We start from the raw sequence: 12,655 nt of genomic DNA on the forward strand, positions 1-12,655 counted from the left end.
TCCTGTACACAGTTCACGCATGACCGCCGGCAGCGCGCTCAACGCGGGCGGGACCGACCGAGGGGGCCAGTGTGGGGAGTTCGCGCTATCTGGAGATCGCGGAGGCGCTGCGGCAGTCGATCCTGTCCGGCGACTACCCCGTGGGCGCGCACCTGCCGTCGGAGAGCGACCTGGCGGCCCACTGGTCGGCCTCGCGCGGTACGGTCCGCCAGGCGGTCGGACTGCTCGCCTCGGAGGGCCTGATCGGCTCCCGGCAGGGCGCCCGCCGCGTGGTGCTGCGCCAGGAGCGCCGGCACAGCTTCCAGCAGCTCAACAGCTTCGCCCAGTGGGCACAGGCGATGGGCAGCGAGGTGGCGAGCCGCATCCTCAGCCGTACGACGCGGACGGCGACGGCCGAGGAGGCGTCCAGGCTCGGCATCGACCCCGGCGCGCAGGTGCTGTACGTCCTGCGGTTGCGCCATCTGGACGGCGAGCCGGTGATGGTGGAGCGCACCGCCTACACGGACTGGGTGGCACCGGCCGTCCAGGCCCTGCCCGACGACTGTGTGTCGATCATGAACAGCATCGCCGAGGAGGCCGGGATCGTGGCGCACTACGGCGAGCATCTGCTCGACGCCGTCGCCACGGGCAGCGAGGACGCGCGGCTGCTGCGGGTGCGCAGGGGCAGCCCGCTGCTGCGGCAGCGCTATCTGACGTACACGGCGGCTGGCCGCCCGATCGAGTGGACCGACGACCGCTACCGGGCGGGCACGGTCGCCTTCAGCGTCTCCAACTCGGCGGCGGCGACGCCGCTTGAGCGGCACGCGGGGCCGGACGTGGTGCAGCAGACGGGCCGGTCCTGAGGCCGGGATTCACCTAGCGCCGGTTGCCGCGGTTGCGGGGGTGGTCGCGGGCGGTGCGTTCGTTGCCGAACTTGTACGAGCCGGTCCAGCGCGCCATCACCAACTGGGCGTCCCCCGAGGCCACTTGCCCCAGGAACTTGTCGGCGCGTGAGCCGCGTAGCGTGGCCGCCGACCGCCCCTGGTGGGTGATGACCACGCTGCCGTCGGTGTGCCGCTCGTAACTGAAGCCGGTGGGTGCGGGCATGACCGGGTCCTCCCTATCCGTCCGTGGACAGCGCGCGCTCGAACTGGGCGATGCCCGTCGTCGTCTTCATCCCGACCCGCTCGTAGAGCCGGTGCGCGCCGGTCGGGCTCGTGCTGTCGACGTCGAGCCCGACGGAGTCGATCCCCCGTCCGGCGAAGAGCGCGAAGCTCGCCAGCAGCAGCGACCGGCCGAGACCGAGCCGTCTGGCCTCCCGCCGCACCCCCAACTGGCTTACCTCACCGGCCGGTCGGCCCTCGACCTCACGCAGCTGGCACAGGGCCACGCCCACCGTCCGCCCGTCGCGTTCGGCGAGGAGCCAGAGGTCCGGGTCGAACCCTTCGTAGAGCAGGTCGGCGGCCCATTCGTCGTACGAGCGCGGCGCGTGGCCCCAGCGGTCGCCGAAGCTGTCCTCCGCGCATTCGTGGACGCGCAGCAGATCCTCCGAAGTCCCGTCGCAGGAGCGCACCGTGACGCCGTCCGGCCAGACCGGCTTCTCCCGCGGTCCGTCGACGGCGATCCGCATCCGCTGGTGGACACGGGTCCGCGCGTACCCGCGGGCACGCAGCATCCGGTCGGCGGCGCCGTCGAGCAGGACGTAGTTCACCAGCACGACGGGCCGCGGCAGTTCGGCGGCGCGTGCCTCCATCCGGGTCAGCAGCGCCGTACCGACGCCCTGGCCGAGATGGCCGGGACGGGTGTACGCGTCGCCGATCACTCGCCCCTCGCGCACGCCGCCGACCTGCCCGTATCCGCACACCTCGCCGTCGGGTCCGGTGACGACCCAGACGTCCCTCGCGGGGTCCAGCGACGCCCACTCGTGCCGGAAGCCGGCCACGGTCCTGGCGGCGGCCGTGGGGTCGCTCGCCCGCTCGGCGGCGCTCACCGCTTCGGCCACCGCCGGCAGATCGGCCTCCACCGGGCTCCGGAGTACGTACCCGTCCCGCATCGAACTCTCCCCGTTCTCTAGTGATCCGCCGTGGCCGGTTCGGCCGTCAGCGCCGTACCGATCCGGCGGAAGCCCAGCCGCGCATAGATACGGGCGACGGTCTCGTCGTCCGCCGACAGGAAGACCGTGTCCACGCCGCGCGCCCGTGCGTCGGTCACCAGCGCTGCGGTGACCGCGAGCGCGAGGCCCTGGCGGCGGGCGGCGGGCAGCGTGCCCACGCCGACGATCTCGCTGACCCTGCCCACCGGTTGATGCTGGCCCGCGCACAGGGCGAGGCCGTCCGCCACCGCCGCGGCCACCGCCGTCAGCCCGGCGCCGATACGGGCGGCCACCCGCGCCACGGACCCGTCGGCCGCCGTCTCCCTTGCGGCGGCGGCCAGTTGGTCAACTCCTGCTTCCCCCAGGCCCGTTCCGGGGGCGGCGAAGGCGAGCCGCGGCGCCGCCAGGGCGCCGGCCAGCGCGGGATCGTCCGCGCCCACGATCCGTACGGACACCCCCTCGACCGCTGTTTCGGCTGCTCCGGCGGGCAGTTCGGCGTCCGGGGGAAGCACCATCAGCGGGTGCTCCTGGATGACGAGCCCCGCCGAGGCCTCGACCGCCGCCCGCAGCGAGGGCGTGGTCTCCGCCACCCACTCGAAGCTCTCCGGGACGCCCAGTTCGCGCTGCCGGGCCCGCACCCGCGCCACGTCCGCCGGCTCGACGACGCCCGACGCACCCCTGGTCGGCCGGGCGTAGTACGGCCACCCGGGGTCGGTCCTGACGAACAAGGTCAGCGACCCGTGGTCCTCGACCCGGGCCGCCGCGCGCGGTACCGCGTCGTAGTACGTGTCGAGCTTGTCCAGCAAGGTCTGTTGTGCGGAGGCGGAGGTCATGCCGCGCATCCAAGCACCGGGCTCGCACGGACCGCCACCGCATTACCGACGGGACGGGTCAGCCGCCCGAGGTGTCGAGTTCGGCGTCGGCGCCGATCCCCGCGCAGTCGTACGGGTCCTTCAGCCAACCGTCCGGCAGGACGACCCTGTTGTTGCCCGACGTACGGCCGCGCGGTCCGTCCGCGCCGTCCGGCCACGGCTGGTCGAGGTCCAACCCGGCCATCAGCGAGTCGAGTTCGGCCAGGGACGAGGTGATCGCCAGTTCCCTGCGCAGCTGCGAGCCGACCGAGAAGCCCTTCAGGTACCAGGCCACATGCTTGCGGAAGTCGATCACCCCGCGCGCCTCGTCGCCGATCCACTCCCCCAGCAGCTCGGCATGGCGCCGCATGACCTTCGTGACCTCGCGCAGCGTCGGCCGCAGCGTCTCGCCCGTCCCTTCGAAGGCCGCGACGAGGTCGCCGAAGAGCCACGGCCTGCCCAGGCAGCCCCGGCCGACGACGACGCCGTCACAGCCGGTCTCACGCACCATGCGCAGCGCGTCGTCCGCGGACCAGATGTCGCCGTTGCCGAGGACCGGGATCTCCGGAACGTGCTCCTTCAGCCGCGCGATCGCGTCCCAGTCGGCGGTGCCGCCGTAGTGCTGGGCCGCTGTCCTGCCGTGCAGCGCGATGGCCGTGACACCGGTCTCGACCGCGATCCGGCCCGCGTCGAGGTACGTCATGTGGTCGTCGTCGATGCCCTTGCGCATCTTCATCGTGACGGGCAGCTCGCCCGCGTTGGTGACGGCCTCGTGGAGGATCGCGCGCAGCAGCGGCCGCTTGTACGGCAGGGCCGAGCCGCCGCCCTTGCGGGTGACCTTGGGCACGGGGCAGCCGAAGTTGAGGTCGATGTGGTCGGCGAGGCCCTCGTCCACGATCATGCGGACGGCCTTGCCTACGGTGACCGGATCGACTCCGTACAGCTGGATCGAGCGGGGAGTCTCGGACGCGTCGAAGCGGATGAGCTGCATCGTCTTCTCGTTGCGCTCGACCAGCGCCCGTGTGGTGATCATCTCACTGACGAACAGCCCCTTGCCGCCGGAGAACTCACGGCACAGCGTCCGGAACGGCGCGTTGGTGATCCCGGCCATGGGTGCGAGCACCACGGGCGGGGTCACCGGGTACGGGCCGATGGCCAGCGGCGCGGCGGTCGTGGGAGCAAGTGGGGCTGTCATACGTCCATTGTCACGTATGGCGGCGGTGCCCTGATGTCCCGTACGGCTAAGTTGTTAGTTAGCCGTACTATCCTTGTATGCCCGAGCTCAGCCGCCGACGGCGCATGCTGGTGCTCGCGATCTGCTGTATGAGCCTGCTGATCGTGAGCCTCGACAACACCGTCCTCAACGTCGCCCTGCCGTCGATGCAGAAGGAACTGCACACCTCGGTCTCCGGACTGCAGTGGACCATCGACGCGTACACCCTGGTGCTCGCCTCCCTGCTGATGCTCTCGGGCTCCACCGCCGACCGGATCGGCCGGCGCAAGGTCTTCAAGATCGGGCTGGTCGTCTTCACCCTCGGCTCGGGGCTCTGCTCCATCGCGCCCAACCTCGAACTGCTCGTCGTCTTCCGCATGGTGCAGGCGGTCGGCGGCTCGATGCTCAACCCCGTGGCGATGTCGATCATCACCAACACCTTCACCGACCCGCGCGAGCGCGCCCGCGCGATCGGCGCGTGGGGCGGCACCATCGGCATCTCGATGTCGGCCGGGCCGCTGATCGGCGGTCTGCTGGTGGACTCGGTCGGCTGGCGCTCGATCTTCTGGGTCAACATCCCGGTGGGCATCACGGCGCTGATCCTGACCTGGCGCTTCGTCCCCGAGTCCCGCGCGCCGAAGCCGCGCAGGCCGGACCCGGTCGGTCAGGTGCTGGTGATCGGCCTCCTCGGCGCGCTGACCTACGCGATCATCGAGGCGCCCGCGGCGGGCTTCCTCTCGCCGCTGATCCTGACCTTCGCCTCGGTGGCGGTGCTCTCCCTGATCGGCCTGCTGTTCTACGAGCCACGGCGCTACGAGCCACTGATCGACCTGCGCTTCTTCCGCAGCGCGCCGTTCAGCGGCGCGACGGTGATCGCGGTCTGCGCCTCGGGCGCGCTCGGCGGGTTCCTGTTCCTGAACACCCTCTACCTGCAGGACGTCCGGGGTCTCACCGCGATGCACGCGGGGCTCTACATGCTGCCGATGGCGGCGATGACCTTCGTCTGCGCCCCGCTGTCGGGACGGCTGGTCGGGAACTGGGGACCGCGCATCCCGCTGCTGATCGCCGGCATCGGCATGGCGGCCAGCGGAACGCTGTTCGCCGCCTTCCACGCGGAGACGCACAACGTGCTGCTCTTCACGGGCTACGTCCTGTTCGGCATCGGCTTCGGCTTCGTGAACGCGCCGATCACCAACACCGCGGTGTCGGGCATGCCCCGCTCCCAGGCGGGCGTCGCCGCGTCCGTCGCCTCGACGAGCCGGCAGATCGGCCAGACGCTGGGAGTGGCGGTGATCGGCGCGGTCCTGGCGTCGGGCGTCGGCTCGTCCTCGTACGCGGCGAAGTTCGCGACGGCGAGCCACCCGGCGTTCTGGATCATCACGGCCGCCGGTGTCATCGTCCTGGTGGTCGGCCTGCTGACCAGCGGTCACTGGGCCAGAGGCACGGCCCTGCGCAACGCCGAACGGCTGGATTCCCCGGACAACCAGCAGGCGGAACGCGTGCGTCACTCCGCTGCGTGACCTCATCACGCGTATGGGTGACTGCGCTCGGGGCGGGCGCGGGGCCAAGATCGCTTGCATGACATCCTCCCTGATCCGCCGCGCGTCCGTCGCCGCGCTGATGCTGGCGACGACGGTGGCCCCCGCGGTGGCGGCCCAGTCCCACGACACCGCCGGACGGTCCGCCGCCGCACGGTCCGCCGCCGTACGGCCCGCCCTCGGGGCGCAGGCCCGGTTGCTGGGCGAGAAGATCGTTCCGCGCAAACTCGACTTCCAGGACACGACCGTTGGCGGGCTGTCCGGCATCGACCGGAATCCGTGCACGGGCGAGTACGCCATGATCAGCGACGACCGCTCGAACCTGCAGCCCGCCCGCTTCTACACCGCGCGGATCAGGGTGGACGGCGCCGGGGTGCACTCCGTCGACTTCACCGGCACCCACCCGTTCCGCCAGCCGGACGGCTCGGTCTACCCGCCGGCCAGCACCCGCGACGGCAAGGCCGTGGACCCGGAGGAGATCCGGGTGGACCCGCGGAGCTGCCGCTACTGGTGGGCGCAGGAGGGTGACCGGCCCACGTCGGCGAGCGATCCGGTGATCCAGCCGTCGATCCAGTTCGCCGACCGCTCAGGCGGCTACCGCGGCCGGCTGCCGCTGCCGCCCAACTACGAGGTCACGATGGAGGACCGGGGCCTGCGGCGGAACAAGGCCGTCGAGGCGATCACCTTCGGGGCCGGCGACCGGGTGCTGACCAGCGCGGTCGAGGGCCCGCTGCTCCAGGACGGCCCGGAGCCCACCCTGGACCACGGCGCGCTGGTCCGCGTCACGCAGCAGAGCCGCAGGGGCCGGGTGCTGGGGCAGTTCACGTACCCCATCGAGAAGATCTTCGCCGCGTCCGACCCGTCCAGCCCGTGGGGCCCGGACACCGGCGTGCCCTCGATCCTCGCCTTCCCTGACGACCCCAGCCGCTATCTCGTCCTCGAACGGAGCTGGGTGGCGGGCTCGGACTACAAGATCCGCGTCTACGACGCCACCACCCGCGGCGCGACCGACGTACGGGACATCGACTCCCTGGCGGGGCAGCGGGTCGTCCCGATGCGCAAGAAGCTGGTCGCCGACTTCGACGACCTGGGGCTGTCCACGGTCGACAACACCGAGGGCATGACCTGGGGCCCCACCCTGCCGACCGGCGAACGGACCCTGGTCCTGGTGAGCGACGACAACTTCGCCGACGACGCGGTCACCCAGATCGTCGCCCTGGGCATCAGCACCCGCTGAGCGGAAGACAGCAGCCGCGCGGCTCCCGGTTCAGGCGTTCTGGTGCTCCTTCCCCGCCTTCAGCAGCAGGTCCTGGAGCTCGATCAGACGCAGTCGCGTCTCCTCGTCCACGGGGACGTAGCTGACCATCCGGGAGCCGTTGCGGGGGCCCAGCCAGAGGCTGGTCTGGGTCATGTTCAGCGGGCCGACCCTGGCGTTGATGAACTTCTTGGTCTTGGCCGGGTTGCCCATCACCTCGTGCCGCTCCCAGATCTCGCAGAACTCCGGCGACGCCGCCTGCAGACGGCTCAGCATCGTCTTCCAGGCCGGGTCCGTGAGGTGTTCCGCCATGTCCGCGCGGAACCGCGCCGTCATCAGCCGGCTCGACTCCTCGCGGTTGGCGATCGACGCCCGCCAGTCGTCGTTCGTGAACGCCAGCCACAGGCAGTTGCGGTCCTCGGGCGGCAGGGCGTCCAGGTCGCACATCAGCGAGCCGTAGGCGCGGTTGTACGCGAGGACGTCGTAGCGGCTGTTCTGGATACAGGCCGGGTACGGGTCGAGCTGCGTCAGCATCTCCCGCAGCGCCGGAGTGATCGTCGGGCACGCCGTCCCCGGCGCCGGGTCGACCGCGCCCGCCAGCGCGAAGAGGTGCGCGCGCTCGCTCGGGTCGAGGAGCAGCGCGCGGGCCACCGCGTCCAGGACCTGGGCCGAGACCTGGATGTCACGCGCCTGCTCCAGCCACGTGTACCAGGTGACCCCCACGGCCGACAGATGCGCGACCTCCTCGCGGCGCAGGCCCGGGGTGCGGCGCCGCCTGCCGCGCGGCAGGCCGACCTGTTCGGGGACGACGCGCTCGCGCCTGCTGCGCAGGAACTCCGCGAGTTCGTGCCGACGTACATCCGGTTCCTGCGCACGCACGCTCGTCGTCATTCCCCCAGCCTGCCTCGGCCGGCGGGTCATTGCCAGGTACTGCTTCTACCAGGATAAAGACACTCTGGTACCAGGGTGCGAGCAGGACGATCGTCGTCCAGGTGAGTAGAACATCCGCATCCGCGTCCGTCACTTCCTCCGAGGCCACCACCGAAGCCCCCGTCATCCACCACCACGGCTCCGTCCTCGGCGCCCTCGGTCTGTTCACCGTGCTGCTCGGCGCCTCACTCCCGCTGATCGACTTCTTCATCGTCAATGTCGCCCTGCCCACCATCGACCACGACCTCGCCGCGGGCCCCGCCCTGCTGGAGCTGGTCGTCGCGGGCTACGGGCTCTCGTACGCCGTGCTGCTCGTCCTCGGCGGGCGGCTCGGGGACATGTTCGGCCGCCGGCGGCTGTTCATCGCCGGGATGGCGGCCTTCGGCCTCACCTCGCTCGCCTGCGGACTCGCGCCGAGCGCCTGGGCCCTCGTCGGGGCGCGCGTCGCGCAGGGCGCCGCAGCGGCGCTGATGCTGCCGCAGGTGCTCGCCACCATCCACTCGGCGACCTCGGGTCCGCGCCGGGCCAAGGCGCTCAGCATGTACGGCGCGACGGCGGGCCTCGCGATGGTCGTCGGGCAGATCCTCGGCGGGGTACTGGTCGCCGCCGACATCGCGGGATCCGGCTGGCGGGCGATCTTCCTCGTGAACGTACCCGTCGCGGTCGCCGGCGTGCTGCTCGCCGTCCGTACGGTGCCTGAGACCCGCTCGCAGCGGCCCGCGCCCATCGACGTACCGGGAACACTGCTGCTCGCCGCCACGCTGTCGACGCTGCTCGCACCGCTCACCGAGGGCCGGGCCGCGGGCTGGCCGGTGTGGACCTGGGTCTCGCTCGGTCTCTTCCCCGTCGCCGCGCTCGCCTTCCTCGCCGTCGAGCGGCGGGCCGACCGGCAGGGCCGTACGCCGCTGGTGCCGCCGAGCCTGTTCGAGATCGTGCCGCTGCGCCGGGGGCTCGCGCTCGTCGTGCCCTTCTCGATCGGCTTCGGCGGGTTCATGTTCGTCATCGCCGTCGCCCTCCAGCAGGGCCTGGGCATGGGCGCTGTCGCGTCCGGTGTGGCGCTGGTGCCGCTCGCCGCCACCTTCTTCGTCGCCTCGCTGGCGGGCCCCCGGCTGGTACGGCGGTACGGCAGCCTGGTGGTCACCGCCGGCGCGCTGATCCAGGCCGTGGGTATCGCGCTGCTGGCCTTCACGGTGTGGCACGACTGGTCGTCCCTCGACGCCTGGGCGCTGCTGCCCGGCACCGCGATCGCCGGTTTCGGCCAGGGGCTCCAGCTCCCGGTCATCTTCCGCATCGTGCTGTCGGAGATCCCGGCCGAGCGGGCCGGGGTGGGCAGCGGCGTGATGGTCACGACGCAGCAGTCCGCGCTTGCGCTGGGCGTGGCGACGCTGGGCTCGCTCTTCCTGAGCCTGGCCGCCGGGTCGGGGATGCGGGACGCCCTGGCCGTGACGCTGCTCGTACAACTGGGCGCCGTCGTCCTCACGTTGCTGCTGAGCCTGCGGCTGCCCCGCGCCGTCGGCTGACGCGGCGCCGTGCGGATGAACGACATGGGGCCCGGATCACCACCTCGGTGATCCGGGCCCCACTCGGCTTGCGAAAAGGCCGGTCAGTCTTCTGTCGTCGCGGCAGGCGCCTCGGGCGACTCCTGCTCCTCGCCGGCCGGGTGGCCGGCCCGCTCGCGCATCTTGCGCAGCAGTTCCTGCTTGTTCTCGTCGGCGGCCTTACGGTCGGCGTTGCGCGCCGGGCCGTTGCCCTGCTGTTCCGCGCGGGACAGCTTCTTACGCTGTCCGCCCACGCCGAGGAGGTTGTTCCGGCTCTTGGCCACGGGGTTCTCCCGAACTGATGAGAAGTGATCTGCGGATTCGTCGGCGAGGGGGCGGTCGGTGACCGCCGCGCTCTCACTCGTAGATCTGGAAGAACATGCCCGTGATACGCATGGTTGTGACGCTACCACCGCCCGGACCGGCGGCGTTACCGGTTTATCCGTCAGCCGGTCGTCGGGTCCACCGTCGCCTGGTGCGCCTCCGCGAGATGTTCCTCGGCCTTCAGCCACGGCAGGAACTGCACGCTCTTGCTCCAGTCGCAGGTGTCACAGCTCAAGGTCCGCTGCACGCCCGCCTTTTCGACCCGGACCACATGTTCACGCCCGTGCTGGTCCCATCTGCTGACCTTGCTGCTCGTCGTGGACGCCATCATGCCTCCTGTTGACGCGTACACACCCCAGTCTGCAACGAAGCCCCCGGCTCCGTAACGGAACCGGGGGCTTCGAGCCGCGACCGTGATCTGCCGGGGTTACCGGCGGAAGGTCAGCAGCCGAGCAGCCTGCTGCCCAGGTACCCCTGGATCTGGTCCAGCGAGACGCGCTCCTGCTGCATCGTGTCGCGCTCGCGGACCGTCACCGCGTTGTCCTCAAGGGTGTCGAAGTCGACCGTGACGCAGAACGGCGTGCCGATCTCGTCCTGGCGGCGGTAACGGCGGCCGATGGCGCCCGCGTCGTCGAACTCGATGTTCCAGTTGCGCCGCAGGTCCTCGGCGAGGCCCTTGGCCTTCGGCGAGAGCTGCGGGTTGCGGGACAGCGGCAGCACGGCGACCTTGACCGGCGAGAGCCGCGGGTCGAGCCGCATCACGGTGCGCTTCTCCAGCACGCCCTTCGCGTTGGGCGCCTCGTCCTCGTTGTACGCGTCCAGCATGAAGGCCAGCATCGCGCGGCCGACACCGGCGGCCGGCTCGATGACGTACGGCGTCCAGCGCTCGCCGGCCTCCTGGTCGAAGAACGACAGGTCGTGGCCCGACGCCTTGGAGTGCACGGAGAGGTCGTAGTCGGTGCGGTTGGCGACGCCTTCCAGCTCGCCCCACTCGCTGCCGCCGAACGAGAAGCGGTACTCGATGTCCACGGTGCGCTTGGCGTAGTGCGCGAGCTTCTCCTGCGCGTGCTCGAACCAGCGCATGTTCTCCTCGCGCATGCCCAGGTCGCGGTACCAGCCCCAGCGCTGCTCCATCCAGTACTCGTGCCACTTCTCGTCCTCGCCCGGCTTGACGAAGAACTCCATCTCCATCTGCTCGAACTCGCGGGTGCGGAAGATGAAGTTGCCCGGAGTGATCTCGTTCCGGAAGGACTTGCCCATCTGCGCGATGCCGAACGGCGGCTTCTTACGCGAAGTCTGCTGCACCTGCGCGAAGTTGGTGAAGATGCCCTGCGCGGTCTCGGGGCGCAGGTACGCGACGGAGCCGGTGTCCTGGGTCGGGCCGAGATGCGTGGACAGCAGCCCCGAGAAGGACTTGGGCTCGGTGAACGTGCCCTTGTTGCCGCAGTTGGGGCAGTTGATGTCGGCGAGGCCGTTCAGCGGGGCCTTGCCGTGCTTCTCCTCGTACGCCTCCTCCAGGTGGTCGGCGCGGAAGCGCTTGTGACAGGAGGTGCACTCGGTCAGCGGGTCGGTGAAGGTGGCGACGTGACCCGACGCCTCCCACACCTCGGTGGCCAGGATCACCGACGAGTCGATACCGACGACGTCCTCGCGCGAGGTGACCATGTGGCGCCACCACTGGCGCTTGATGTTCTCCTTCAGCTCGACTCCGAGCGGCCCGTAGTCCCAGGCGGCTCGCTGACCACCGTAGATCTCACTGGACGGGTAGACGAAGCCACGGCGCTTGCTCAGGTTGACGATGGTGTCGATCTTGTCGGCGGCCACGGTGCTCTCTTCATTACGACGGCGACGAACGGCGAATGCTTCAGATTAGCGGCGGGCGCACCCCTCGGATCAAATCGGTTGCGCACGACGGCGCCACAACGCCGCCACAACCGGCTTTTCCGGCACCGAAACCGGCGTTGTTGACAACCGTTATCGTTTTTGTTGAAAATGACTGTCATGAACGCACGCCGTCCCCGACCTCCGGCCCGCCTGCGGCTGATATCCGGCGCCGGTCTGGCGGGTGCCCTCGCCCTCGGCCTGGTCGCGCTGTCCGGCTGCGGCGCCCCGGGGAAGGGAACGGCCGACATCGTGGACGGCAGGAGCGGCGGCAAGCTGGCGGTGACGGCCTCCTTCTATCCCCTGCGGTATCTGGTCCAGCAGATCGGCGGCGACCACGTCTCCGTCACCACCCTCACCCCGCCCGGCGTCGAACCGCACGATCTGGAACTCAAGCCCCGGGAGATCACCAGGCTCGGTGAATCGGGTCTCGTCGTCTACCTGAAGGGCATCGCGCCCGCCGTGGACGACGCCGTGAAGGTGTCGGACGCCAAGAACGTGCTGGACGCGGCCCCCCTCGGCTCCCCGCGGAAGAACGACCCGCACATCTGGCTCGATCCCGTACGGTTCGGCAAGATCGCCGAGGGGGTCGGCGCCGCCCTGGCGAAGACGGACCCCGACCACGCCGCCGACTACGCGACGAACACCGCCGCGCTGACCGGCCGCCTCGGCGCCCTCGACACCGCGTACCGGCAGGGCCTCGCCCACACCGCCACCAGGACCTTCATCACCACCCACGCGGCCTTCGGCTATCTCGCGCAGCGCTACGGACTGCGCCAGGAGGCCATCGTCGGGATCGACCCGGAGTCGGAGCCGAGCCCGGCCCGGGTGAAGGACCTGGGCGACGTCGCCGCGCGTGACCATGTCGGCACCGTCTTCTTCGAGACGCTCGTCAGCGACAAGCTCGCGAAGACGATCGCGGGCAACTCGGGGCTGCGGACCGACGTCCTCGACCCGGTCGAGGGAATCACGGACCAGTCCAAGGGCGCTGACTACATCGCAGTCATGCGGTCCAACCTCGTCGCGCTGCGCACGGCGCTGGGAGCGAAGTGAA

General features: G+C 70.7%; 13 protein-coding genes. 5 read left to right on the forward strand and 8 right to left on the reverse strand.

The window, feature by feature from the left end:
- Nucleotides 1-71 precede the first annotated feature (71 nt).
- On the forward strand, nucleotides 72-842 hold the full coding sequence (locus tag OHS57_RS12095) for a GntR family transcriptional regulator (RefSeq protein WP_041990021.1): 771 nt from the start codon (nucleotides 72-74) through the stop codon (nucleotides 840-842).
- Nucleotides 843-855: 13 nt separating this feature from the next.
- Here OHS57_RS12095 and OHS57_RS12100 read toward each other — a convergent pair whose 3' ends face one another.
- Genes OHS57_RS12100 through dusB form a run of 4 tightly spaced genes read right to left on the reverse strand, consistent with a single transcriptional unit; the run spans nucleotide 856 to nucleotide 4,117 of the window.
- The gene (locus OHS57_RS12100; RefSeq protein ID WP_041990018.1) at nucleotides 856-1,086 is read right to left on the reverse strand and encodes a hypothetical protein; all 231 of its coding nucleotides are present in this window, start codon (nucleotides 1,084-1,086) and stop codon (nucleotides 856-858) included.
- 13 nt (nucleotides 1,087-1,099) lie between these two features.
- Nucleotides 1,100-2,032 carry a GNAT family N-acetyltransferase gene (locus OHS57_RS12105; protein WP_328581917.1) on the reverse strand — a complete coding sequence of 311 codons (933 nt, stop codon included), beginning with the start codon at nucleotides 2,030-2,032 and terminating at the stop codon, nucleotides 1,100-1,102.
- Nucleotides 2,033-2,049: 17 nt separating this feature from the next.
- Nucleotides 2,050-2,904, reverse strand: a complete 855-nt coding sequence (locus tag OHS57_RS12110) for a GNAT family N-acetyltransferase (RefSeq protein WP_328581918.1) — start codon at nucleotides 2,902-2,904, stop codon at nucleotides 2,050-2,052.
- 58 nt (nucleotides 2,905-2,962) lie between these two features.
- On the reverse strand, nucleotides 2,963-4,117 hold the full coding sequence (gene dusB, locus OHS57_RS12115) for a tRNA dihydrouridine synthase DusB (RefSeq protein ID WP_041990008.1): 1,155 nt from the start codon (nucleotides 4,115-4,117) through the stop codon (nucleotides 2,963-2,965).
- A gap of 77 nt (nucleotides 4,118-4,194) precedes the next feature.
- Between dusB and OHS57_RS12120 the strand changes: the two genes are divergently transcribed.
- Nucleotides 4,195-5,655, forward strand: a complete 1,461-nt coding sequence (locus OHS57_RS12120) for an MFS transporter (protein ID WP_328581919.1) — start codon at nucleotides 4,195-4,197, stop codon at nucleotides 5,653-5,655.
- Nucleotides 5,656-5,713: 58 nt separating this feature from the next.
- Entirely contained in the window at nucleotides 5,714-6,910 is a 1,197-nt protein-coding gene (locus OHS57_RS12125; protein ID WP_328581920.1) for an esterase-like activity of phytase family protein, read from the forward strand.
- Between the two features lie 30 nt (nucleotides 6,911-6,940).
- On the opposite strand, the gene OHS57_RS12130 is transcribed toward OHS57_RS12125, so the two are convergent.
- A complete protein-coding gene (locus OHS57_RS12130; RefSeq protein ID WP_041990002.1) occupies nucleotides 6,941-7,819 on the reverse strand; it encodes a helix-turn-helix transcriptional regulator in 879 nt (292 codons plus the stop codon).
- Nucleotides 7,820-7,983: 164 nt separating this feature from the next.
- Between OHS57_RS12130 and OHS57_RS12135 the strand changes: the two genes are divergently transcribed.
- The gene (locus OHS57_RS12135) at nucleotides 7,984-9,378 is read left to right on the forward strand and encodes an MFS transporter (protein ID WP_328585050.1); all 1,395 of its coding nucleotides are present in this window, start codon (nucleotides 7,984-7,986) and stop codon (nucleotides 9,376-9,378) included.
- Between the two features lie 83 nt (nucleotides 9,379-9,461).
- Here OHS57_RS12135 and OHS57_RS12140 read toward each other — a convergent pair whose 3' ends face one another.
- The 3 genes from OHS57_RS12140 to OHS57_RS12150 form a co-directional block, all read right to left on the reverse strand.
- Complete coding sequence (locus OHS57_RS12140) at nucleotides 9,462-9,680, reverse strand: DUF6243 family protein (RefSeq protein ID WP_041989999.1); 219 nt, start codon at nucleotides 9,678-9,680, stop codon at nucleotides 9,462-9,464.
- A gap of 161 nt (nucleotides 9,681-9,841) precedes the next feature.
- Nucleotides 9,842-10,048, reverse strand: coding sequence for a hypothetical protein (locus OHS57_RS12145; RefSeq protein ID WP_041989996.1), 207 nt, complete (start codon nucleotides 10,046-10,048; stop codon nucleotides 9,842-9,844).
- Between the two features lie 113 nt (nucleotides 10,049-10,161).
- Entirely contained in the window at nucleotides 10,162-11,544 is a 1,383-nt protein-coding gene (locus tag OHS57_RS12150) for a glycine--tRNA ligase (RefSeq protein WP_041989993.1), read from the reverse strand.
- 168 nt (nucleotides 11,545-11,712) lie between these two features.
- Between OHS57_RS12150 and OHS57_RS12155 the strand changes: the two genes are divergently transcribed.
- Nucleotides 11,713-12,654 (forward strand): metal ABC transporter substrate-binding protein, encoded by a 942-nt coding sequence (locus tag OHS57_RS12155; protein ID WP_443042879.1) that lies wholly within the window; start codon nucleotides 11,713-11,715, stop codon nucleotides 12,652-12,654.
- The last annotated feature ends 1 nt before the right edge of the window (nucleotide 12,655 follow it).

This window comes from Streptomyces sp. NBC_00370 (assembly GCF_036084755.1).
GTDB lineage: Bacteria > Actinomycetota > Actinomycetes > Streptomycetales > Streptomycetaceae > Streptomyces.